The organism is Prochlorococcus sp. MIT2304 (genome assembly GCF_059772405.1).
Map to the genome: position 1 here is coordinate 676069 of NZ_CM186286.1, position 24319 is coordinate 700387.

Sequence of the window (24319 nt, forward strand, 5' to 3'; positions counted from 1 at the left end):
TATAAATTAATTGATTAATAGTTTCTCTAAAAGAGCTTTATTCTTATTACTTTTATTGTCACCAACAATCCAAACGCCTTCACTAGCTCTGCTAACAGCAACGTATACAAGCCGTTTTCTAAATTCAAGATCTTTAGGCCAAAAAACATCGGAAGTTATAAACACCTCTCCAAAAGTACTTCCTTGACTCCTGTGAATTGTAAGGACAGAGGCAGGACCTAAAGAAGCGAATGAATCTCTTATGAAAAAGAAAAGTTTCCAAATTGAACCATTATTTTTCTTTCCTCTCTCACTCGCCTGATTCCTCAATTTATTCAAAGCAAAGTCTAAAGCAACACGAGATTTAGATCCTATTTGAGGCATTAACCTCAAAGAAAATTCCTTTTGATCGCAGTTAACTTTAGCTATCTGAGTTTCAATAACAGGTAGAGAATTTTCAAAATCTTGATGTATTTCTAAAGAAGCCAAATCAAAACTATTTGGAATTACATCTTCTACCACCATCTCTCTATTGGAACTAATCAAAATATCTGGTTCTTCACCAATCTCATTTTCTTTTAACGAAGCATTTGCCATTACAGCTTTACGGCTAATTAAGACCTCACCGGGTAAAACCTGATATTGATCTGCCATCTCACCATGAATAGCTCTTCTTGCATGTGGAACCAAATTATCAACAATTCTATTTGTGTAGCACAGAATTCTTGCTCTATCGGGATCATCCTCTAAAGATGCTAACCGCAATGCTGCTTTAGCTCTTTCAAGCCAACTTTTTCTATTTAATATTCCAACATTCCCTTTCTTAGAATGTACAACTGAAAATATTGGTGGCTGATCACAAGGGATCTGCCCGTCTCTAATTATCTTTGCCAATTTAAGAACAGGTCCTTGATGACGAACAACTTCTCTAAGTTCAGTATTAATTGCTCTTTTCATTAAAAAAACTGAGCTCGAGTTTTCTCCTACCGGTGGAAGTTGAGCAGGATCACCAACAAAAACCAAACGAGTCGAGTTGCATCTTGCACATTCAAGAGTTATCTCTAATAATTTGGAATCAATCATTGATGCCTCATCAATCAGCACAAGTCCTAAATTCTCCAAAGAGTTCTCTGTTTGATCTGTTTTCTCGCATATTTCGACATCCGCCTGTCTTTTCAACTTAAGCCGGAGCAAACGGTGAATAGTAGAGGGAAACCATGTGGGTTGAATAGATTCACTTTTCAACCCCTCCCTCAATACACCCACAGCTTTATGAGTTGGTGCTACTACAGTCCAACACAAACCCAACTCATCAACCTTTTTTAATAATTTCATTGATAGATATGTTTTTCCGCTACCTGCAAAGCCTTTCATTACAAAGGGCTTAAAGGAATATGGGGTGTTAAGCCATTCACAAAATAATTCAAATGATTCTTTTTGGTCCTTAGTTAAGACAACACAATCTTCTTTTGTTTTTTCATCTTTCACACAGAAAATAATCCTATCATTTGCAAAATATGCAAAGGAGAACCAAGGAAGAAAATACCTGGCAAAGCTACCATAGGTCCAACAAAACTTCCGACTAATACCTCAATTTTTGTATGTCCTAAAGATTCTTTTAAAATAGTTTTAGTCGATAATTCACCGTAATTATCTTTGAAAATTTCATTAACTTTTGCAGCCGTTAAACCTGCCGATCTTCTTATTCCAGAAGCATCGTACATAACGATAAAAGCAATTGTAGAAGCCAAAGCAAATAAAGGATCATTAAAACCAAGCTGAAGCCCAATTCCTGCAGCAGTTCCTGTTACCAAAGCCGAATGACTTGAAGGCATACCGCCTGTTTCTATAAGTACTGATGGTCTCCAGCTTTGCTTAAAAATTAATTCAAATAATAATTTAGAAAATTGAGCAATACCACATGCTGCAAGGCCCCAAGCCAATACAGCATTATCAAGAATATAAATAAATTGAGATTCGAAAGCCGGATTGGTACTCATCTATCTCTACTTGTTATGTAATCAGCCAATGCAAGAAGAGGTTTTGATTTTTCAGACCAAGGATCAAGAGCATTTTTTGCTCTAGCTACTAATAGATCCGCTCTCCTTCTTGATTCCTCAAGACCTAGTAATTTTGGATAAGTAGTTTTATCAGCAATTAAATCTTTTCCTGCTGTTTTGCCCAACACTTCACTACTTGCTGTTACATCAAGAATGTCATCAATTATTTGAAATGCCAATCCAATCCCTCTTGCATAGACACTTAGTGCTTCGAGAAGCTTCTCATCAGCCCCACCAATTAATGCTCCACAAGTTACACAGGCCTTTAGCAAAGCTCCTGTTTTGTGAAGATGAATATACTCCAAGGTCTCCAAATCAACCTCTTTACCTTCACAATCAAGATCAACCACTTGCCCTCCCACTAATCCAGGAGCCCCTGCAACTAATGAGAGCTCACCTACTACTTTCAAGAGTCTCTCTGATGGTATCCCCTTTGTCCGAATTGATACCATCTCAAACGCCCTAGTCAATAAAGCATCTCCGGCAAGTATTGCTACAGCATCTCCATATACCTTGTGATTAGTAGGACGTCCTCGACGTAAATCATCATTATCCATTGAGGGTAGATCATCATGGATAAGTGACATCGTGTGAATCATTTCCAGAGCTACTGCAGTAGGGAGAGCTTTTTCGACTTCTCCTCCAGCAAGTTCACAAGCAGCTAGACAAAGAATCGGCCTTAATCTTTTCCCTCCGGCCAAAAGGGAATAGCGCATGGATTCTCTTAATTTCTCAGGCTTTTCAGGGCCAAGAGAGGCATCCAGGGCATGTTCAACACGAGCTCTAGATTTTTCTAGATACTCCGCGAAGTCAAAAGAAGCGCTTGCTTCCTGCATGCAAAAAATTGATTTGTATCAATTCTGTCAGGACATTGTGATTCATGGAAGTAAATGACTAATAGTTAAAGGTAATCCACAATGTTTCTGCCACCTATCAACCGTATTTGCTAGAAGCATTGTTACTGTCATAGGCCCCACACCTCCAGGCACAGGAGAATAAGCGGCTACTTTGTCTTCAATTTCAAACATCTTTACATCTCCACACAGTTTGATCTTTTTTCTCTCTTTCAGATTTTCCTCTTCAGGTTTAAGTCTATGAATACCTACGTCAATAACGACACAATTATCACTTACATGATTTTTTCCTATCAGATAAGGCTTTCCAGCAGCTACAACAAGTAAATCAGCCTCCCTTGTTATGGAGACTAGATCTTTAGTTCTTGAATGAGCAACCGTAACAGTGGCATTTGCGGCTTCAAGCATTAAAGCCATTGGCTTTCCAACTAGGATGCTTCTTCCAACCACCACAGCTCTTTTCCCTTCTATTGTGATTTGGTTTCGCTTAAGCAGAGCCATAACTCCTGCAGGGGTACATGATCTTGGGCCTTTTTCACCCTTTAGTAATCGTCCAAGATTCAAAGGGTGTAATCCATCAGCATCCTTGTCAGGGTCAATACTCCTAAGCAAGGAATCCTCATCCAGATGCGAAGGCAAAGGAAGTTGCAATAAAATTCCATCAACATTTTTTTCTTCATTCAAACCTTTAATGATTTCTCTAAGTTCTTCCAATGAAATATCTTCTTTTAAATGTTTAGCAAAACTTCTAACACCTATTCGATCGCATGCTTTTTCCTTGTAATTGACATAAACTCCACTTGCAGGATCGTTACCAACCCTTAGCACAGCTAAACCCGGGGGACGCTTCGCAAGTTGTGATCCGAATTCTATAGTCTGTTTAAGAATGAGTTCAATCTCCTGAGCAAGTTTTTTTCCATCTAAAATGTTTGGCATAAATAAAATGAATACAATTTCAATTAATCAACGCATTAAACCTAGCGTTAGGCGTAGGTGAAAAAGGCCTGTGGCTAAATTACCGAGTCCAAAAAAAATATGGAGAATATGGTTAGGGAGCCAGTCTCCCAGACGTCCGATACTTCGCTGGTCAGCCACTGACAAGTTAGGTCTTCTATTGGTCTGCCTATTAGTAGCAATATTTTCAAGTTATAAGTTACTTGCTGTTCCGGATCTCAAACCTGGAGATATTGCTCAAATCAACGAAATAGCACCAAAGGATGCATTAGTAATAGATACACAAGCACTAAAAGAACAGAAAAAAAGCTTAGAAGAAAATTTTCTCCAAGTTATCGATAAAAATCAAACCAATAATTTAGAAAAGATTGTTTTAAAGAAAATCAAAAAACTTCGCACCTTAAAAGATCCTACTTTCGAAGAAGATATAAATAAAATTAATCCAACCGATTCAGAAAGGAAATGGCTGATTAATGTTTCCAATAGTGAATGGATAAGCTGGGAAGAAGAGATGAAAAAAGCATCAAAGAGAATGCTTTCTCAAGGAATTATAAATACGCTTGCATTTGATCAACTTAACGAAGCTTCATCTCTACAATTACTAGATCTAGGCGCCAAAGAATATCCAAGTAGATCATTGGGAGCGAAAGTATTATCGAGTAGTTTTTACCAGAAAAGTAATTTAAAAGTTGATTATTCGAAAACAGATATATTACTTGAAAATTTAATAAATAATGACGGACTAAAAATCATAAAAGTTAAAGAAGGTAGCTTAATATCAAAGAAAGGAGAGCCAATAAGTTCTCAAGACTTTGATATTTTAGAGCATTTTAACAAGGTAAGTCGAAGTCCTAGGCCAATAAAGTGGTTGACAACCTTCACAGAATCTTTGGGAAGTTGTGGGTTACTTCTGATGATTATGAGAAGAGAAAAGCCTAGACTTAAAGCTAAGCATGGATTACTTTCTTTAACTTTATTATTTGTAGTTCAACTAACAAAAGACTGGCTTGGTACGCTTGCAAGCCCATTGCAATTAATATTACCTCCAACACTCCTTCTTTCACAAGGAATAGGTACAATAACCTCATTAGCTTGGATGGCTACTGCTAGTTTAATATGGCCAACATCTCTTGATAGTTCAAATGAAATTAGATTAATAATTGCTTGCATTGCTGGATCATTTATAGCCTTTTTAGGTAGAAGAATGAGAAGCCGTGCTCAAATTCTTCAAATAGCAGTTTTTATACCTTTTGGTGCATTGTTAGGACAATGGATTATTTTTAATCAACTAATTAATGCAAAAAATTTAGAATTCAATGATCTATCATTTGATCCTAATTCTCTACTGAATGAAACACTTATTATAAGTGCAATGCTGATGGTAACGATATTAATTATTCCTATATTAGAGAATACTTTTGGATTACTTACAAGAGCAAGATTAATGGAGCTAGCTGATCAAGAACGTCCGTTACTTCGCCGTTTATCTAGAGAAGCACCAGGCACATTTGAGCATACTTTAACAATTTTAAGTCTTGCAGAAGAAGGAGCAAGAGTAATTGGAGCTGATGTTGACTTAATAAGGACTGGAGCCCTATACCATGATGTTGGAAAGCTACACGCTCCTAATTGGTTTATTGAAAATCAGAAAGATGGAATAAACCCCCATGAAGAAATCAAAAATCCATATAAAAGCGCAGATATTCTTCAAGCACATGTGGATGAAGGATTAAAGCTTGCAAGGAGATATCGACTTCCATCACCCATTGCTGACTTCATTCCAGAACATCAAGGTACTTTAAAAATGGGTTATTTTCTTCATAAAGCCAAAGAAATAGATCCTTCTGTCTCTGAAAAACGTTTCAGATATAAAGGTCCTATTCCTCATTCCAAAGAGACGGGAATACTCATGCTTGCAGATGGTTGCGAAGCAGCATTAAGAGCTCTAGACGCATCATCATCAGATAATGATGCTTGCAAAACAGTGAGGAAAATAATTCAGTCTCGTCAGATTGATGGCCAATTAAAAGAAAGTAGTTTAACGAGAGCAGAAATAGAAATAATACTCAGGGCATTCGTCTCTGTCTGGAGGAGGATGCGCCACAGAAGGTTGAAATATCCCAGCTTAAATTCCAGGTAGAAAATTACCGTATCTATTGAAATATTTAATAAGTTAAAGCCTAATTCTTCTGTGACCTCTTCTACACCAGTAGAGTAGGGCTAATAAGTTTAGAAAAGCAATAAGTAATGATAAGCCGCTAATACCAAAAAGATCATTTACTTTAATCAACCTAATTATCCCATAGGGCAAAGTTCCTGAAAGAGTCATAGATAAAGCAACTATTGATAAAATCACACCCCACCCTCTTTGAGCAAATAAACCCGCAGAAGCGACAATCCCAGTTACTGCAGATGGCCAGGCAAGGCTAATAGCAATTGTTATATTTGCCGTTTGCAGAGGGGGCCCTGATCCGACTACATAGGCAATAAAAGGAATTGCAAGCGTATTTGAGACTAAACCAAACCAAGTAAGTGTCCAGTACCCGCGCATTCCTGAACCCATTTTTAAAAAATTATTCCTTTAAATAAAAACATACGACCTTAATCACAATTTATTTTAAGCGAGAGACAATTTCAAACAATTAGATGGATAACAAACTGTTCTCCAAGTTCCATTTCCTGCAAGCACTTGTACACCTATTCCTCTGTCTTTAATTGTGCACTTCAATCCTTGTCCATTGCACCAAGACTTTGCAGCAAAAAGTGCTGCATCAATACTTTCATAAGGAGCATCTAGGACATGATGAGGAGCCCCATCAAGTCCAGTAAGTCGGTAAAGATTTCTTTTTAAAGCCATTTATGTGCGCTTATCAAATCGTCACAAGATATATTAATCTTTGAATAATGTTTAAAGAAGTTTTTCTAAAAAAAATTTACGCAACCCCATCACACATATCAAAAATGACCTAAAAGTGGTTAAACCCCTTTTTTATCTGACTTGGCGAGATCATATTGCGGATGAATGGATTTCCTTCCCTCAGCGGCTACTAATCTATTAAGCGCATTTATGTATGCTTGCGCAGCTGCAACAACAACATCAGTATCAGCTGAATGGCCAGAGAATAGGCTCCCATCTCGTCTTATTCGAATCGTAACTTCTCCTAAAGCATCTATCCCTTCCGTAACGGACTTTACTGAGAATTCAATTAATTCATTGGGTTCTTCAGTTAGAGAATCTAAAGCGCGCACTACTGCATCAACAGGTCCTGTGCCTAGGGAAACAGAGGTTTTTTCCTCTCCATCTTCTCCAACGACAGTTACGGTTGCAGTTGGTCTTAGGGATGTTCCACAACTTACTTGGACCAATTTCAATTGGAACAAAGCTTCTGGAAGTTGAACTTGTTCACTAACAATGGCTTCTAAATCACGATCTGTTATCTCTCTTTTTCTATCAGCTAAGTCTTTAAATCTAGCAAAAGCATCATTAAGATCTTCTCTATTTAAATCATACCCAAGGTCTTCTAGTCTAGCCCGAACGGCACTCCTACCACTTAATTTACCTAGAGAAATTTTATTGTCTGACAAGCCAACTGTTTTTGCATCGATAATTTCGTAGGTAAGCCTATTCTTCAAAACTCCATCTTGATGTATTCCAGATTCATGAGCAAAAGCATTCGCTCCAACAATTGCTTTATTTGGTTGAACGACCATACCAGTTAAATTGGAGACCAATCGTGAGGACTTAGTTATTTCCTCTGTTCTAACTGCTGTTAAAGGGGTTGGAGATTCAGGAGGTCTCCCAAAAAAAGGATTAAAATATGATCTTCTTACATGCAGAGCCATAATCAATTCCTCTAAAGCAGCATTACCTGCTCTCTCCCCGATTCCATTAATTGTGCATTCAAGCTGTCTAGCTCCATTCTTTACCGCCTCAAGGAAATTTGCCACAGCAAGTCCTAAGTCGTTATGGCCATGAACTGAAAGAACTGCTTCGTTTATATTTGGAACATTTTTATTTATATTTAATATTAAATCCCCAAACTCAGAAGGGGTTGTATATCCAACGGTATCTGGAATATTTATAGTATTGGCACCTGAAGATATGGCTAATTCAATTACTTCATACAAAAAATCCAAATCACTTCTTGCAGCATCTTCACAAGAGAACTCAACATCATCGACGAAACCTTTAGCGTAGTTAACCATATCTGGAACAATATCGAGAACTTCTTTTCTGGATTTCCTTAATTTATGTTCAAGATGAATATCACTAGTTGCGATAAAGGTATGTATCCTTTTTTTTGGTGCTGGAGCTATTGCGTCAGCACAAGCTTTTATATCAGGTTTTGAGGCTCTTGATAATCCGCAAATAATAGGTCCTTCTTCGCCTCCTACTTGCTCGGCTATTTTCTGAACTGCAGCAAAATCGCCAGGGCTAGCGAAAGGGAATCCTGCCTCAATAACATCTACGCCTAGTCTTGCTAATTGTTGAGCAATAGCCAACTTTTCTTCTAAATTCAGACTCGCACCAGGGGATTGTTCTCCATCTCTTAATGTGGTATCAAAAATTAAAACTCGGCCTGGATCTTTGGCCATAGCATGAAAAATATAAAAATAACTAGACCTTTTTTAGGTCTATATGAATCAACTTAATTGTAGTATATTTCTAACAAATTTTTACAAAAAACATTAAGTTTCTAACTATTCAATTGATCTTTTTATTATTTTTATTTCTAAAAATTAAAAATTTAAGATTGAACCTCAAATTTGCATGAAGAAATTCTAAGTAATAGATCAAAATTAATTATTTCCAACTTACTAAATTAAGTATCTAATCTAACTAGATTTGGATTAGAACTTAAAGTTTATCTTTTCTAGTGCGACTAAAGAGTATAAGTATCCAAAGATCTATTCAGAAAATCTTGGAGTTTTAATGGCTAAAGGCAATCTCGCCATAGTCCTGCATGCCCATCTACCTTACGTGAGATCAGAAGAACCTGGTTCACTAGAGGAGGATTGGTTCTTTCAAGCTCTAGTGGAATGTTATTTACCACTTTTAGAGACCCTTGAAGAGGCCTCGAAGGCAAAAGATCAAACACCTAAGATCACAATAGGTTTATCGCCTACGTTGCTATCGCTTTTAGAGGATGATCTATTAAAGAATCGCTTTGAAGCATGGGTAGCTATTAGATTAGAAATCTTAAATACACTAGATACAAACTGCACAGCGGCGTTACTACATCTAAAAAATCACTTTCAAAAACAATTAGAAAGCTGGAAGAGGTGCAAAGGTGATCTAATAGGAAGATTTAAGAAATTACAAACATCAGAAGTAATTGATATTCTTACTTGTGCAGCCACTCATGGATATCTTCCGCTTTTAAGAGAAAACCCTGAAGCAGTTAGAGCTCAATTAAGAACTGCAGTCAGAGAACATCAACGACTTTTTGTGAACGCTCCGTTAGGCATTTGGTTACCCGAATGTGCCTATTACGAAGGCTTAGATGAATTAATGGCTGAAGCTGGCCTTAGATATGCAGTTCTTGATGGACATGGATTATTGAATGCAGAACCTAGACCAAGATATGGATTATATGCTCCAATTTGCACTAAAAAAGGAGTAGCTTTTTTTGGTAGGGATAGTGAGTCAACTCTTCCAGTTTGGTCAGCAAGGGATGGTTATCCTGGCAATCCAAACTACAGAGAATTCCATAGAGACTTGGGTTGGGATTTATCAATAGAGAGTTTAAAAAAAATAGGTATTAACGAGAAAAGGCCATTAGGAATTAAATTATTTAAGATTACTTCTCAAAATACATCTTTAGCTAACAAAGAAGAATATGATCCAAAAGCTGCAAAAGAGAGTATTAAAGAAGACGCCGAAATTTTTTTAAAAGCAAGAAAGAAGCAACTTATAAATCTATCTAATTCAATGCAAATAGAGCCGTTGTTAATTGCTCCTTTTGATGCAGAGCTTTTTGGACATTGGTGGTTTGAAGGACCAAAATTTCTCTCAAATATATTTATCAAATCAAAAGATGAGGGTATTAAATTAATCACGCTAAAAGAGTCTCTTCAATCGACATCTAAAATCCAATTATGCAATCCTTCGCCATCTAGTTGGGGACAAGGCGGCTTTCATAATTATTGGTTAGACAAATCAAATGCATGGATTGTTCATGAATGGAGTAAAGCGGGGAGAGAGATGGTAAGTATTTGCTCAGATGGTTTAATAGATGAATCAAATATAAAAATAATTAGACAGGCTGGGAGAGAACTTTTATTGTGTCAATCCTCTGATTGGAGTTTTATTCTCAAGGCAGGAACAACTACAGAGCTAGCCAGAGAAAGAATCAACTTGCATCTAAAAAGATTTTGGATGTTAATTAATGCTATTAAAGATAATAAAATCATCAATCAAAAAATGTTTAAAGAAATAGAGAGGGAGGATTGTATTTTTCCTCTAATTTCTCCTATAGATTGGAAAAAGAAAACCTAACTTTTCTTTTTTATTAGAAAATTAATCATTCCTAACCGAACCTTGAAAGGTGCGATAGAGAATAATTTGAGCATAACAATAAAAAGTCTTGGCAAAGGAAGCGTATTAGTTAAATATCCATACCAATCTTTTTTGGGTAATTTAAAAAAAGTATCAAAAAAAGATCTTAAGAGGGATTCGTCAAAACTCATTAGACGTTGAAGTCCAAACTGATAAAGACGATGTCTTTGAACTAATTCAGTAGTCCAAAGCGTATTCCATCCTCTTCTCGCTATCTGAGATGTAGGCAGAGAGGGATCTTTTTTGATTGTTTTTGCTATTACCTTTGCTAATGAAGGTGCTCTTCTTAAAAGTGATCCGACAAGGTAACCAGATGCAGGATGAACCATGCTAGCAGAGCCTCCAAAAGCCAAAAGAGGTTGGTCTCTATATGGCAATGGCAAATTCATAGGAAAAAGACAATGCTCTTCATGAATTATCTCTTCAATTTGAATTCCTTTGCTTGATAATCGTGCAATTAACCTTGCTTTTAAAATTTCAAAAGAAACAGGAGGTGCACATGCCAAGGAAGTTTCTTCAACAAAATAACTTCCATCTCCCAAGTCCATTGCATAAAGGAAAGAAGGGGGCTCACTTAGTTGCTCTGAATTTAAATGGTCAGGTCTGAAATCCATTAAGACAAAACGATTCTTCTCTACTGGAGCAGAACTAAACTTCCCAACCACACCATATGCCGCCTGCTTAGCAATTTCATCATGATCAGGTCTTTTAATAAAAGGGGTTTTATGACCGCTTGCATCAATTACTAGCCTGGCGAAATATTTGTTTCCAGAAGTGCAAATCACAGTTGTTTCTTTTTCACGAAAATCTATTTTTTTTACTGTCTCAACTTGCCAAGAGAGTCCATTGCATCTTTCTAGAAGAGCTTCTTGAAAATTAATTGAATTAAACAGACCGTAATCAAGAGAATGATTTGTACAAATATTGCCTTCTTCATTCAAACCATCTCCAAAAAAACTTACAGTATCTTTCCACCTATATTTAAGTAACTCCTGCATATTTAAAGACTCAAGCTCTGATGCCCAGATCCCATAAGTATTTGGCCAGGGTTCTAGAGGAGACTTGGAAGCTATTGCCTGAACTTTAATTCCTTGTTGAACCAACTCAGCAGAAATACAAAGAGCAGCTGGTCCTGCTCCCAAAACTAATACGTCAGCAGAATCAATCAATTTCAATTGCTAGACATTGGATCAGTATTTATTGGTTCATCAATTGTGGATGATTCTCTCCCTTCCTCATCACTTGTTTGTTCTCGAGGGACTAAAACAACCTCCGACAACTTGTCACCATTATCAAGTTTCTGAATTCTTACCCCAGTTGCAGCTCTTGATTGCTGAGAGATTTTATCAGCACTAGTTCTAACAATTACTCCTCTTTCACTAACCAATAATAATTCTTCTCCTTTTCCAAGAACCCTAAGACCTACAAGCTCATCACCATCTTTTCTGAATTTTATTGCTCTTAGTCCCATGCCTGCTCTCTTTTGCAAGCGAAATTGTGTAACAGGAACTCTTTTCCCAAGTCCATTTCCAGAAGCAACAAGAACCCAAGGGCCTTCAGACACTGACGATTCATCCTCTAGTTCTTCTTGCACCTCACTTTTATCAACATGGTCAGCCAACTCAGTAGATAAAACATCCATACTTACAAGTGAGTCTCCAGACTTTAGATTCATTGCCCTAACCCCTCTTGCTGCTCTACCTAAAGGACGTAATTCAGAATCATTTAATCTAAAATGGATAGTCATTCCATTTTTAGAACCAATCAAAACACTGTCGCCAGATTCAGCCAATCGAACCCAAGTCAAAGCATCTCCATCCTCTAGGCCTATTGCAATTAATCCATTTGCCCTAATCTTGCTAAAAGATGAAAGAGGTGTTCTTTTTATAAAGCCTCCCCTCGTAAGCATTAACAAATAGTTCTCATCATCAAAAGAGCTCACAGAAAGTAATGAAGTAATGGCTTCTTCCCTTGGAATTGGGAGCAATTGAACAATAGGAGTGCCTTTTGCAGTTCTACTACATTGAGGAACTCTGTAAGCGGGAAGTGCATAAGCAACTCCTCTATCACTAAAAAGGAGGAGGCTATCATGATCATTACAGCTAATAAATTTTTTTACTTCCTCCTCTCCTTGGCTTCGGGTTCCTGCTTTACCTCTAGTACCTCGACTCGTTGCTTCAAATTCATTTACAGGCATCCTCTTTAAGTATCCAGTTTCGGTCAACAAAACAACTGATCTTTCATTTGCAATCAAATCAATATCCTCAAGACCCCCTCCTAGATCAAGTATTTCTGTTCTTCTGGTGGAATTATATTTTTCTTTTATTTCATTTAATTCTAATTTTGTGATTTCAAAAACCCTTTCTTTCTTATTTAAAATATCTTTTAAATCTATTATTTTTTCAACTAAATCTTCATGTTCTAGTCTTATTTTATCTGCTTCTAATGCAGTCAGCCTTCTTAGCTGCATCTGCAAAATAGCATCAGACTGAATATCTGTTAAGCCATGAAGTTCTTGTAATTTAGTTTTAGCTGTAGCAGAATCGGAAGCTGATCGAATAAGACTAATTATTTCATCTAATTGATCTAAAGCTAATAATAATCCTAGTAATATGTGATCTCTACTCTCTGCCTTTTTCAGAAGATATTTAGTTCTTTTTTCAATTGTTTCTACTCTAAAATCTAGAAATACTTGCAACATCTTTCTAAGTGACAATGTAACTGGTTCACCATTGACTAATGCAAGCATATTTGCACTAAAATTAGTCTGCAAAGGAGTGAGCTTAAATAAATTATTTAAGACAACTTGAGGATAAGAATCTCTTCTTAACTCAACAACAATTCTCATTCCATCTCTATCACTTTCATCTCTTATATCTGCAATTCCTTCAAGTTTTTTATCATTGACCATGTCAGCGATTCGCTCTATTAATGCTGCTTTATTTGTTTGATAAGGAAGTGCAGTAATTATCACTGCATCCCTATCTGGTCTACCTGTATTTTCAATTGTTTCTATTTCAGCAACTCCACGCATTGTTATTGATCCTCTGCCTGTAATGTATGTTTCTTTAATTCCACTTCTCCCAAGTATCTGACCCCCAGTTGGAAAATCTGGGCCTTTGATAATATTCATTAACTCTATTTCTTCTAACTCAGGATTAGAAATTAAAGCCATCAATCCATCAATCAATTCCCCCAGATTATGGGGAGGTATATTTGTTGCCATACCTACAGCTATTCCAGAAGAACCGTTTAATAACAACTGAGGTATTCTTGCAGGCAATACTGTTGGCTCTTGAACAGATCCATCAAAATTATCTGCGAAATCAACTGTTTCAGATTCAATATCTTCAAGCAAGCTATCAGTGGTCAAAGATTGCAATCTTGATTCCGTGTACCTCATTGCAGCCGGTGGATCATTATCAACAGATCCAAAATTCCCATGCCCATCAATGAGGGGCATTTGCATTGAAAAATCTTGCGCCATCCTAACCAAGGCGTCATAAACGGCTGTGTCACCATGGGGATGGAATTTACCTAAAACTTCTCCAACCACACGTGCACATTTCCTGTATGGCCTATCACTAGTTAGCCCAAGCTCATACATGGCATACAAAATTCTTCTATGGACGGGTTTAAGTCCATCTCTCGAATCAGGCAAAGCCCTACCAACAATCACACTCATCGCGTATTCCAAGTAGGAACGCGACATTTCGTTTCTTAAATCAGTCTGTATGATCCGATCGTCGGATTCCCCAGGACCAGTATTATTAGGCCCCAATGGATCAGCCATATATAAGTGTTTTACCAATTATAAGAACATCTTTGAATTAATAAACCTTTTAAAGTGCATAACCATACATCCGAAAGTAAATCACCCTAAACAAAATCAACTATTACAAAAACAAGATATAAATTGGCTCAAAGCATTCTCAAATCATCTTCCAAGAATGAGAGAAACGCCAAAATCTTGATTATCTATTCCCAACATTTGCTCAATTTGGCACTTGAGTTGGTAGTTTGACGAGAACTTACAAAATTTAGGTGTGAATATTCAACTAGGACGCACCAAAACCGTTCGAAGAGCCTACGGAATTGATGAAATTGCATTAGTTCCTGGAGGAAGAACAGTTGACCCTGAAATCACAAAAACCAATTGGGAAATCGGTGGCATTCAAAGAGATATTCCCATAATCGCTAGTGCGATGGATGGTGTTGTGGATGTAAAGATGGCATTGGCCCTTTCGAACTTGGGAGCCCTAGGTGTTTTAAATCTAGAAGGAATTCAAACTAGATACGACGATCCTGAAGAAGTACTAACCAAAATCCAATCAATTGGGAAGGAAGGATTTGTTCCTTTAATGCAAGAAATTTATAAGCAACCGATAAAAGAAGAATTAATTTCAAAAAGAATTCAAGAAATTAAAAAAGGTGGGGGAATTGCTGCAGTAAGCGGAACTCCATTAGCCGCGATTAAGTATCGAGAGTTAATCAAAGAATCAGAAGCTGACCTGTTCTTTTTACAGGCAACTGTTGTTTCAACAGAACATCTGGGGAAAGAAGGTAGTCAAAACCTCGACCTTTATGATCTATGTCAAAATATTGGATTGCCAGTTGCCGTTGGGAATTGTGTAACATACGAAGTCTCTTTAAAGCTTATGAGAGCCGGAGCAGCCGCGGTAATGGTTGGTATCGGCCCTGGAGCAGCATGTACCTCCAGAGGGGTATTAGGAGTTGGTATTCCTCAAGCAACAGCTATTTCTGACTGCGCTGCTGCGAGAGATGATTATCAAAAAGAAAGCGGAAAATATGTCCCAATCATTGCTGACGGTGGAATTATCACTGGTGGGGATATTTGCAAGTGCTTAGCTTGTGGTGCCGACTCAGTTATGATTGGCTCCCCAATCGCGAGATCTCAGGAAGCTCCTGGAAAAGGTTTTCATTGGGGCATGGCAACTCCAAGCCCTGTCCTACCAAGAGGAACGAGGATCAAAGTGGGTACAACAGGAAGTTTAAAAAGTATTCTGTGTGGCCCTGCAGTTCTCGATGATGGAACACACAATTTATTGGGAGCGATCAAAACCTCTATGGGAACTTTAGGTGCTACCAATATCAAAGAAATGCAAAAAGTTGAGGTAGTTGTTGCACCATCTTTGTTAACAGAAGGAAAGGTTTACCAAAAAGCACAACAACTTGGAATGGGGAAATAAAGTTACCGAAAGATTTCATAATTAAATACAATCGCTAAAATTAAGTAGTGAGAGCCTTAGCTTTCACACTCCTCACACACAAAAATGCCCGACAGGTTCGGGCTTTTATTATTAAATGCACGTAAATCAATATTCAAACTTCGTTTAAAAATGGCAGCAAAGCTTTTTTTAGGCAAAATACAGTTGTTATGATCAAGTTCTTAAGACTTCCAAGGTATGTCCACAGCTTCTGCAGTAACTGATTCATCATTCGAACAAGAAGTCCTCCAGAGTGATGTGCCTGTTTTGGTTGATTTTTGGGCACCATGGTGCGGGCCATGCAGAATGGTTGCACCAATTGTTGAGGAGATCTCAAAAGATTTCGAAGGGAAAATAAAAGTTTTCAAATTAAACACTGATGAGAATCCCAATGTAGCTAGTCAATATGGGATTAGAAGCATTCCAACTTTAATGATTTTTAAAGGAGGGCAGAAAGTAGATACTGTTGTTGGTGCGGTACCTAAAGCAACCCTCAGTGGAACAATATCCAAGCATCTTTAAATGGCAAATTGTAGATATTGCTTTTCAAGCTCCTATTAAATGATTTCAGGGTAGATCTATTGGCAAAAATTGGATTAATAGATTATGGAATGGGTAATCTTTTTTCCGTACGTCAAGCTTTTAAAAGGGTTAATCAACCTTTGGATGTTATTAGCGATGTAAGAAAACTCAATTCTTGTGATGCGTTAATTCTTCCTGGAGTAGGTGCATTTGATCCTGCCATGAGTAATTTAAACAAAACTGATTTAATTCCTTCAATAACTAACTGGATAAATAACGGAAAACCACTTATTGGAATTTGTTTAGGTTTACAACTTCTATTCGAGACTAGTGATGAGGGAAACTCAAAAGGTTTAGGAGTTATAAAAGGACATATTCGTAAATTACCTCAAGAAAAAAATGAGAGGATTCCTCACATTGGTTGGTCTCCAATATATAAAACAAATGAATGTCCTATTTTAAAAAATTATCCTGATTCTAACTGGATGTATTTCGTACATTCCTACTCGGCATGTCCTTTAGAACAAAAAAACACCGTTGCTACTACAAAATACGGCAAAACTGAGTTTTCATCCATAGTCTGGCATAAAAATACTGGTGCCTGTCAATTTCATCCCGAAAAATCTGGAATCGCAGGACAAAAACTTATTTTCAATTGGATTAATTGGTTAAAAAAAACAACATTTTAACTTGAAAGGAAAACTTAAACTTATTTCAGGGAAAAGGATAGAGAGTCCTTTAAACAAAAAAACAAGACCTACTTCTTCCAAAGTAAGAGAGGCAATAATTAATATTCTTGGGAACCAACTGGAAGGAGCAAGTTGGTTAGATCTTTGTAGCGGAAGCGGCGCAATGGCATGCGAGGCACTTCAAAAAGGTGTAAAAAGGATTCTTGCAATTGAGAAGCAGAGGGAAACAGCAAAAACATGCAAGAAAAACCTTATCGAAGTATCTAATAGTATGGATAATTCAATACATGTTGAAGTCATATGCAATGAACTGATCTCCTTTCTAAAAAAAGGGCCAAAAAACAAAAAAATTGAATTTACAAAAAACTCTCAAAGTTCTGACAAAAAATTTGATTTTGTTTTTCTTGATCCTCCATATGAATCTGGTTTATATGAACTTTCTCAAGAACTTTTATTGTCTAAGCAATGGATTAAAGAATCATCTACTTTGATATGCGAATGCTCGTCAAAATCAATGCCAAGAATACATAATGGTTGGGAACTAAATAAAGAGAAATTTTATGGAAATACCTCTCTTCTTTTTCTTATTCCCAATCAGGCATTGAACTACTTCTACGATACTGATTCCATGCACTGACAAAAAGACCTAATAAAGTTATGGGAACAAGCCCAAGAACAATCCCACACAGGAGTGGCTCAATCATTGGCTAAGATTTCTAATAATTACTAAAAACAATTCTTTCATGTCAAAGAGGTTTTAGTGAATACTCCGTCATCAAAAGCATTAATTAATAAGGACCAAAAGATTAGTCCTTGGAGAATATTCTTGTTATCTTCTGCCACTTTTGTCTTCATTATCTTTCTTTGGAGCATTGGAAGCTTTAAACAAGACCCTTTCATAACTGAAACTTTGTCTATTCAAGGTGAAGCTTTATCTGGCAGCAAATTATTCAAAATCAATTGTGTCGGTTGCCATGGGATTTCCGCTCAAGGTTTTGTAGGCCCCGACCTTCATGAAACTACTCAAGAAATGAATGATAAAAAGATTATCAATCAAGTTATTCGAGGATTGACTCCGCCAATGCCAAGTTTTGAAATTGACCCTCAATCAATGGCAGATCTATTGGCCTATATGCACTCTCTTGATAAATAGTGGTTAATAAGAAGACTCTAATTGTTGTGCTGGTTGAGCCATCAGGACCAATCAATATTGGTAGTGTCGCAAGACTATGTAAAAACTTTAGTGTTCATGAATTAAGGCTAGTTTCTCCTAAATGTAATTATTTAAATCAAGAAGCAAAAAGGATGGCCGTCAGAGGAGTAAACATTTTAAAAAAAGCAATTGTATATGATGATCTAAATTCAGCCCTCTCAGACTGTTCAAGGATAATAGCCACTTGCGGGAGAACAGAACATGGAGATATCCCGCTTATTTCAAATAAAGATGCCCTCTGCTGGGCTCTTAAATCAAAACGAGAAGAAACAATAGCTTTGGTTTTCGGAAGAGAAGATCGAGGTTTATCTAATGAAGAACTTCTTAAAGCAAATAAAGTAATCAGTCTTAATACAAGTGAAAATTATCCATCATTAAATCTTTCTCATGCAGTAGCAATCATTCTTCATGAATTAAATCAATTTAATGAGATTGGTTTATCAAAACACTATAAAACAATAAGCTCTCCTGCTAATTTAATTAAATTAGAAGATTGTATTGATGATGCAGGTAGCCTTTTACTTGATATTGGTTTTTTAATGAAACATACTTACAAAGCCAAAATGGCGAAAATTAAAAAATTGCTTGTTAGAGGTGAGATAAAAGATGATGAAGTTGCGCTAATTAGAGGAATAATTAGTCAAGCAAGATGGAAGATTAAAAATAAAGAATGATTAATTAAAATAACAAGCTACAATAAACAGGAAAGATTTATATACATTTACTTCAAAGTGAAAAGTTATCTCAAATTAATAATAAACATATTCTTAACGAGTATAGGAATATCAGTTTTACTTGGGACCTTGCTAAGCATTTTTGGCCCTATTAATCAAAGCCATAAAATAAACAAAAAAATCAATATAGGAGCAAAATCATCGAGGTCTTTGGGAAAAGAATTGCTAACCAGTAGATCCAATTTGTCATTATTTTACAATAATAAATTAGAAGGATTTGAAAGGCAAAAAGAATTAATCAATAAATGGGAAACCCTTATAGTTAAAAATCCAGATCTAAATGTTAGTGCTTTTTTCTTATCATTAGACAATAAAATCTATGCTGGAATAGGATCTGAAACCAGTTTGTCTGCAGCTAGTAGTATCAAAGTCCCTATCTTAATTATTTTACTTAGGATGCTAGAGAAAGAAGAAATATTTTGGAATGAAAAATTGATACTGACAGAAGATACAATTGGTGGTGGTTCAGGATGGATGGCATATCAAAAAATTGGAGAAGGCTTCCCTGTTTTTGAAGTGGCTTCGGAAATGATCAGAGTTAGTGATAATACAGCAACTAATTTACTAATAAAACGAATAGGAGGAATAAAAATAGTTAATGAAAAATTCAAAGAAATTGGCTTGAAAAATACACAGATAAATAACTATCTTCCTGACCTAGATGGAACAAATCTTACATCTACAAAGGATCTATCATTAGCAATGGCTCTTGTAGACAATGGTTATCTACTTAATGTTAGTTCTAGAGATATTTTTAGAGAAATAATGCAAAAATCAAGAACAAATACGCTAATACCATCTGGAATTTTAAGAGGTCTGGGGAAAGAGTCTCGAGAACCTGACTATCATCTTTCATTAAAAGGTTATTTAGTTCACAACAAAACTGGTGATATTGGAATCGCTTATTCAGATACCGCTCTAATTCAAACTCCTTATAACTCCAGAGCATTCGCAAGTTTTATCGTTAAAGGCCCCTTTAACGATCCAAGATCTGCAGAGTTGATAAGAAATCTATCCGCAGAATTAGTACCATTTTTAGTGCCAGATCAAAAATCAAGTAATCAAAATTAAATTTTGTACCGGCTTAAATAAAATTTTGCTATTTATTATCGTTTTTTTTTTGAACTTAATCAATTCAAAGTGGCCTGCTTATGAAACAATCTTGTTAATGGTACTAAGAAAGTGAGTTCAACTAGAAAACGCAGAGTTTTTCCTTTCACCTCAGTGATTGGACAGGAGGAAATGAAGCTAGCGCTTCTTTTAAATGTTATTGATCCGAGGATTGGCGGAGTGATGATAATGGGTGATAGAGGCACTGGAAAGTCAACCACAATAAGAGCACTTGCGGATCTTTTACCTGCTATTGAAGTTGTTGAAGGAGATCCCTATAACAGTTCTCTTGATGATCCAGACCTTCAAAGCAATGATGTCAGAGAGAAAATAGAAGGGGGTGGTGATATTCAAAAAGGGGAGAAACAAGTACCGATGATTGATCTTCCATTAGGCGCTACTGAGGATAGGCTTTGTGGAACTATTGATATTGAAAAGGCTCTAAGTGAGGGAGTTAGAGCCTTTGAGCCAGGACTTCTAGCAAAAGCGAATAGAGGATTGTTGTATGTTGACGAGGTCAACTTACTAGACGATCACCTTGTTGACGTACTTCTTGACTCTGCCGCCTCAGGCTGGAATACAGTTGAACGAGAAGGGATATCGGTACGACATCCGGCAAGGTTTGTACTTATTGGTTCAGGTAACCCTGAGGAAGGAGAATTGAGGCCGCAATTACTTGATAGATTTGGAATGAGCGTAGAGGTAAGAACAGTAAGGGAAGCAAAACTTCGCGTTCAAGTTGTTGACCAACGTACAGCCTTTGACAATAATCCTGATGCTTTTAGCGATTTGGTTCAGGCAAAACAAGACATTCTTCAGAAAAAAGTGGTTGATGCTCAAAACTTACTCAACGAGGTTTCTATCGATGAAGATCTCAGGCTAAGGATTTCTGCAGTTTGTGGTGAACTTGATGTTGATGGTCTTAGAGGAGATATTGTTACAAATAGAGCAGCTAGAGCACTTGCAGCCTTTGAAGGAAGGAAAGAGGTAACCGAAGAAGATATTGCTCGCGTTGTCTCAACGGCTTTAAGGCACAGACTTCGAAAAGACCCTCTTGAAACAGTCGATTCTGGAGATAGAGTTGTAAAAGCTTTTTGTAAAGTATTTGAGAGAAATGAAAGTGATGATGTTTCTGAATTTGAACTAGCCACAAAAAATTAAGTGCGAATAATTGGGATAGATCCAGGACTAGCAAGAGTAGGATATGGAATTATTGATGAAATAGAAGGAAAGAAAATAATGATTGATTGCGGGATCATACAAACAAAATCAACACAAAAAGAAGAAAATAGACTCGTAGAAATTTCAAATGATTTAAGCTCAATAATAAGCAAGTGGAATCCAAGTTGTGCAGCGGTAGAAAAATTTTTTTTCTACCGCTCAAGCACAACAATTAGCGTTGTCCAAGCTCGGGGAGTCATAATGATGACATTAGGAAAACACAATCTTCCAATTCAAGAATTCCCACCAATGCAAATCAAACTTGCTGTTACTGGCTATGGTCATTCAGATAAAGATGAGGTTTTGAGCTCTGTGATGGATGAGCTTAGTATCACTTCACCGCCAAAGCCTGATGATGCTGCAGATGCACTAGCAATTGCTCTTACTGGAATCTATCTTAAATAATTCGAATCAAATTCAACTAAAATATTTCATGAAAAATAAGCATGAAGATATTAAATTAATTAAAGAGATTAAAAGAAAAGAATATAATTTAATACGAAAGTCGAACTCATCCTTATTACATGATAGAATAAAAAAAAATGTAGAATTAGCATTAAAAATACTTTTACCTAAATATCATATTAAAGGAAAATATATAGGTATTTATTGGCCATTAAAAGGAGAAGTAGATATAAGATTTATCAAAGACAATAGCGATGAAAAATTTGCTCTACCATCAAGTTGTAAAGCTAAAACTATTAGTTATCATCATTGGTCAAATAATCAATTAGTCCTGGATTCAAACAAAATACCAGCACCAAAGCAAGAAAATGCTATCAACCCTAATGATATGTCTATTCTGCTTGTCCCTGCGATAGCTATAGATCAAGATGGCTACAGATTAGGTTATGGAGGAGGGTACTTTGATCGTCTTCGACAAAAAGATTTGTGGTTTTCAATACCTTCATTTGTAGTGATCAGTAATAATTGCATATCTAAAAAACCACTGCCTAGAGATAAATGGGACCTACCATTTAATGGTTGGATTAGCGAAAAAGGTCTTCATCAAATTGAAGCAACTAAATAATTAGTTAGGGTTTAAGATAAATCAATTATTGATCTGCAGAGGTGACTGAAATCAAAGAAAAATCTTATGGAAGTGATTCATTGGATAATCTCATAGAGCGTCTTCAATCAACCTCAGATCCCAGAAGACGCTATGAATATATCTTATGGCTAGCTAAAAGCTTGCCATTACTAAATGAGGATCTTCGTATAGAGACTACTAAAGTAAAAGGATGCATTTCAGAAGTATATGTTCTTGGAATTCTTATGAATGGAAAAATTCAATGGAAAGGCTATTCAGATGCACTCATAACAAAAGGATTGCTTGCTTTTCTTATAGAAGCTTTGAATGAACTTACCCCTTTTGAAGTACTCTCAATAGATGAAAAATTCATTGAGATGACAGGATTAAGCAAAAGCTTGACCCCATCAAGAGCAAACGGTTTTCTCAACATATTCCTGAAAATGAGATCTCAAGCTAAAAACCTCTCATTACCAAGCTCAAATAACGAATAAATAGTATTTGAACAAAATTATCGCCTTATAAAACATGAAAAAAATTGGTATCGGTTTACTTGGCCTAGGCACTGTTGGGCAGGGTGTCGCAAATATCATTAACAACCCAAATGATAGACATCCATTGGTTAGTGAACTTGAACTTATTGGTATTGCTGTAAGAGATCTCCAAAAGAAAAGACAAATCAACATACCAGATTCAATCCTTACGACAAATCCAATAGAAATAGTAAACAATCCCCAAATTCAAATAGTTGTTGAAGTGATGGGTGGTATCGAGCCTGCAAAATCACTAATCATCCAAGCCATAAGAGCAGGCAAGTCTGTTGTCACAGCAAATAAAGCAGTAATTGCAAGGCATGGTGAAGAAATTTCATATGAAGCGAAAGCCGCCGGGGTTTATGTCCTCATCGAAGCGGCTGTAGGAGGAGGAATCCCAATAATCGAGCCTTTAAAGCAATCTTTAGGGGGAAATCAAATAACAAAAGTAAGCGGAATAATAAATGGAACAACTAATTACATACTTTCCAGAATGGATAAAGAAGGAGTTAATTATGCTGATGTTTTAAAAGACGCCCAAGAGCTTGGATATGCAGAAAGTGACCCAGCCGCTGATGTAGAGGGATTAGACGCAGCCGACAAAATTGCAATCCTTAGTGGACTTGCATTTGGGGGAGCAATTAACAGATCTAGCATTCCAACAACTGGAATAAACCGCCTAGAGGCGGTAGATGTTAATTACGCTAGAAAATTAGGATATGGAATTAAACTTTTAGCTATTTCTGAAAAGGATAACTCTCCATCCCAGATCAACGGGAGTAAACCCCTATCAATATGGGTTGAGCCCACTTTAGTTCCAGAAGATAATCCATTAGCAGGGGTAAATGGAGTGAACAACGCAATTCTTGTTGAAGGAAATCCTATCGGGCAAGTAATGTTTTTTGGACCAGGTGCAGGATCAGGTCCAACTGCCTCAGCTGTCGTTGCAGACATCCTTAATATCGCAGGTATTCAGTCTATGAGTGATAACAATATATTTAGTTTAGACCCACTTCTATCTGCAAAGAGTTGGAGAAGTTGTCACGTAGCAGAAAAGAAACAAATCACGAAAAAAAATTACATACGGCTAATTGCCAACGATAGTCCTGGAGTTATTGGAGAAATAGGTACTATTTTCGGACAAAAGAGAATATCTATTGAGTCAATTGTGCAGTTTGATGTAACAGAGGAAGAAGCAGAGATAGTAGTTATTACTCACAAGATTAAGCAAGGTCAACTTGAAGAGGCTCTTTTAGATATAAAAAATTTATCACAAGTTAAAAGAATTGCCGCAACAATGGGTTGCCTTTAGCTAACGAAAACTAGTCAAATCAAAATTAATTAGCTAATTATATAAATAGAACAAAAGAAATTTTCGTTTAAGTTTCTTTTCGAAACTAAACCATGACATCATCCAAAAACGTAATTGAAAAGACCAGAAAAGAAGTTGAAAAGAATATTAATCAAGGAGATTGTGTTTACCTAAAGAATCAAGAAAAACTTTTTCAAGTATTAGGAATAGATAATGCTTATAAAAAATGCTGGGTTCGTGAATGGCCACTTAATTCTAATGGATCTCCTGTGTTTGAGATATCAATCAAACAAGTATCGCCAAAACATTAATAAGTGATCT

General features: G+C 36.5%; 25 protein-coding genes. 15 read left to right on the forward strand and 10 right to left on the reverse strand.

Annotation, left to right across the window (positions count from 1 at the left end; genetic code table 11):
- Positions 1-6: 6 nt before the first annotated feature.
- The 4 genes from AC6EIY_RS04215 to folD are packed head-to-tail and all read right to left on the reverse strand — an operon-like array spanning position 7 to position 3829.
- A complete protein-coding gene (locus AC6EIY_RS04215; protein ID WP_498507765.1) occupies positions 7-1467 on the reverse strand; it encodes an ATP-dependent DNA helicase in 1461 nt (486 codons plus the stop codon).
- Positions 1464-1979, reverse strand: coding sequence for a divergent PAP2 family protein (locus AC6EIY_RS04220; RefSeq protein WP_498507766.1), 516 nt, complete (start codon positions 1977-1979; stop codon positions 1464-1466). The genes AC6EIY_RS04215 and AC6EIY_RS04220 overlap by 4 nt, the downstream gene beginning before the upstream one ends.
- Positions 1976-2875 (reverse strand): geranylgeranyl diphosphate synthase CrtE, encoded by a 900-nt coding sequence (gene crtE, locus AC6EIY_RS04225; RefSeq protein WP_498507767.1) that lies wholly within the window; start codon positions 2873-2875, stop codon positions 1976-1978. The genes AC6EIY_RS04220 and crtE overlap by 4 nt, the downstream gene beginning before the upstream one ends.
- 42 nt (positions 2876-2917) lie before the next feature.
- On the reverse strand, positions 2918-3829 hold the full coding sequence (gene folD, locus AC6EIY_RS04230) for a bifunctional methylenetetrahydrofolate dehydrogenase/methenyltetrahydrofolate cyclohydrolase FolD (RefSeq protein WP_498507768.1): 912 nt from the start codon (positions 3827-3829) through the stop codon (positions 2918-2920).
- 70 nt (positions 3830-3899) lie between these two features.
- On the opposite strand from folD, the gene AC6EIY_RS04235 reads away from it, so the two are divergent.
- Positions 3900-5987, forward strand: coding sequence for an HDIG domain-containing metalloprotein (locus tag AC6EIY_RS04235; RefSeq protein WP_498507769.1), 2088 nt, complete (start codon positions 3900-3902; stop codon positions 5985-5987).
- Between the two features lie 33 nt (positions 5988-6020).
- On the opposite strand, the gene AC6EIY_RS04240 is transcribed toward AC6EIY_RS04235, so the two are convergent.
- The 3 genes from AC6EIY_RS04240 to AC6EIY_RS04250 form a co-directional block, all read right to left on the reverse strand.
- Entirely contained in the window at positions 6021-6410 is a 390-nt protein-coding gene (locus AC6EIY_RS04240; protein ID WP_498507770.1) for a hypothetical protein, read from the reverse strand.
- A 54-nt stretch (positions 6411-6464) separates the two neighbouring features.
- Positions 6465-6704: a hypothetical protein gene (locus tag AC6EIY_RS04245; RefSeq protein WP_498507772.1), complete on the reverse strand. Its 240-nt coding sequence runs from the start codon at positions 6702-6704 to the stop codon at positions 6465-6467.
- Positions 6705-6823: 119 nt separating this feature from the next.
- Positions 6824-8443 (reverse strand): 2-isopropylmalate synthase, encoded by a 1620-nt coding sequence (locus tag AC6EIY_RS04250; RefSeq protein WP_498507773.1) that lies wholly within the window; start codon positions 8441-8443, stop codon positions 6824-6826.
- A gap of 337 nt (positions 8444-8780) precedes the next feature.
- On the opposite strand from AC6EIY_RS04250, the gene AC6EIY_RS04255 reads away from it, so the two are divergent.
- Positions 8781-10346 carry a glycoside hydrolase family 57 protein gene (locus tag AC6EIY_RS04255; RefSeq protein WP_498507774.1) on the forward strand — a complete coding sequence of 522 codons (1566 nt, stop codon included), beginning with the start codon at positions 8781-8783 and terminating at the stop codon, positions 10344-10346.
- Here the strand turns inward: AC6EIY_RS04255 and crtL are convergent.
- Positions 10343-11572: a lycopene beta cyclase gene (gene crtL, locus AC6EIY_RS04260; protein WP_498508147.1), complete on the reverse strand. Its 1230-nt coding sequence runs from the start codon at positions 11570-11572 to the stop codon at positions 10343-10345. The two genes, AC6EIY_RS04255 and crtL, sit on opposite strands and share 4 nt — an antisense overlap.
- Before the next feature lie 5 nt (positions 11573-11577).
- Complete coding sequence (gene gyrA / locus AC6EIY_RS04265; protein ID WP_498507776.1) at positions 11578-14199, reverse strand: DNA gyrase subunit A; 2622 nt, start codon at positions 14197-14199, stop codon at positions 11578-11580.
- Between the two features lie 253 nt (positions 14200-14452).
- Between gyrA and AC6EIY_RS04270 the strand changes: the two genes are divergently transcribed.
- The 4 genes from AC6EIY_RS04270 to rsmD all read left to right on the forward strand — a co-directional run bounded on the left by AC6EIY_RS04270 (position 14453) and on the right by rsmD (position 17482).
- Positions 14453-15616, forward strand: coding sequence for a GuaB3 family IMP dehydrogenase-related protein (locus tag AC6EIY_RS04270; protein ID WP_498507777.1), 1164 nt, complete (start codon positions 14453-14455; stop codon positions 15614-15616).
- 216 nt (positions 15617-15832) lie between these two features.
- Positions 15833-16156 carry a thioredoxin gene (gene trxA / locus AC6EIY_RS04275; RefSeq protein WP_038653576.1) on the forward strand — a complete coding sequence of 108 codons (324 nt, stop codon included), beginning with the start codon at positions 15833-15835 and terminating at the stop codon, positions 16154-16156.
- Between the two features lie 59 nt (positions 16157-16215).
- A complete protein-coding gene (gene hisH / locus AC6EIY_RS04280; protein ID WP_498508148.1) occupies positions 16216-16845 on the forward strand; it encodes an imidazole glycerol phosphate synthase subunit HisH in 630 nt (209 codons plus the stop codon).
- A gap of 1 nt (position 16846) precedes the next feature.
- The gene (gene rsmD / locus AC6EIY_RS04285; protein ID WP_498507778.1) at positions 16847-17482 is read left to right on the forward strand and encodes a 16S rRNA (guanine(966)-N(2))-methyltransferase RsmD; all 636 of its coding nucleotides are present in this window, start codon (positions 16847-16849) and stop codon (positions 17480-17482) included.
- On the opposite strand, the gene petG is transcribed toward rsmD, so the two are convergent.
- Positions 17430-17549, reverse strand: a complete 120-nt coding sequence (petG, locus tag AC6EIY_RS04290; RefSeq protein ID WP_011294783.1) for a cytochrome b6-f complex subunit V — start codon at positions 17547-17549, stop codon at positions 17430-17432. The two genes, rsmD and petG, sit on opposite strands and share 53 nt — an antisense overlap.
- Positions 17550-17605: 56 nt before the next feature.
- Here petG and AC6EIY_RS04295 point away from each other — a divergent pair, with 56 nt between their 5' ends.
- The 9 genes from AC6EIY_RS04295 to AC6EIY_RS04335 all read left to right on the forward strand — a co-directional run bounded on the left by AC6EIY_RS04295 (position 17606) and on the right by AC6EIY_RS04335 (position 24309).
- Positions 17606-17998 (forward strand): c-type cytochrome, encoded by a 393-nt coding sequence (locus AC6EIY_RS04295; RefSeq protein WP_498507779.1) that lies wholly within the window; start codon positions 17606-17608, stop codon positions 17996-17998.
- Entirely contained in the window at positions 17998-18732 is a 735-nt protein-coding gene (locus tag AC6EIY_RS04300; protein WP_498507780.1) for an RNA methyltransferase, read from the forward strand. The genes AC6EIY_RS04295 and AC6EIY_RS04300 overlap by 1 nt, the downstream gene beginning before the upstream one ends.
- A 57-nt stretch (positions 18733-18789) precedes the next feature.
- Positions 18790-19863 (forward strand): serine hydrolase, encoded by a 1074-nt coding sequence (locus tag AC6EIY_RS04305; RefSeq protein WP_498507782.1) that lies wholly within the window; start codon positions 18790-18792, stop codon positions 19861-19863.
- A 111-nt stretch (positions 19864-19974) separates the two neighbouring features.
- Positions 19975-21063: a magnesium chelatase ATPase subunit I gene (gene bchI / locus AC6EIY_RS04310; protein ID WP_498507784.1), complete on the forward strand. Its 1089-nt coding sequence runs from the start codon at positions 19975-19977 to the stop codon at positions 21061-21063.
- Complete coding sequence (ruvC, locus tag AC6EIY_RS04315) at positions 21064-21528, forward strand: crossover junction endodeoxyribonuclease RuvC (protein WP_498507785.1); 465 nt, start codon at positions 21064-21066, stop codon at positions 21526-21528.
- 28 nt (positions 21529-21556) lie between these two features.
- On the forward strand, positions 21557-22153 hold the full coding sequence (locus tag AC6EIY_RS04320) for a 5-formyltetrahydrofolate cyclo-ligase (RefSeq protein ID WP_498507786.1): 597 nt from the start codon (positions 21557-21559) through the stop codon (positions 22151-22153).
- Between the two features lie 41 nt (positions 22154-22194).
- Positions 22195-22647: a SufE family protein gene (locus AC6EIY_RS04325; protein WP_498507787.1), complete on the forward strand. Its 453-nt coding sequence runs from the start codon at positions 22195-22197 to the stop codon at positions 22645-22647.
- Positions 22648-22681: 34 nt separating this feature from the next.
- Entirely contained in the window at positions 22682-23998 is a 1317-nt protein-coding gene (locus tag AC6EIY_RS04330) for a homoserine dehydrogenase (protein WP_498507788.1), read from the forward strand.
- A gap of 92 nt (positions 23999-24090) precedes the next feature.
- Positions 24091-24309, forward strand: a complete 219-nt coding sequence (locus AC6EIY_RS04335; RefSeq protein ID WP_498507789.1) for a DUF8657 domain-containing function — start codon at positions 24091-24093, stop codon at positions 24307-24309.
- Positions 24310-24319 lie beyond the last annotated feature (10 nt).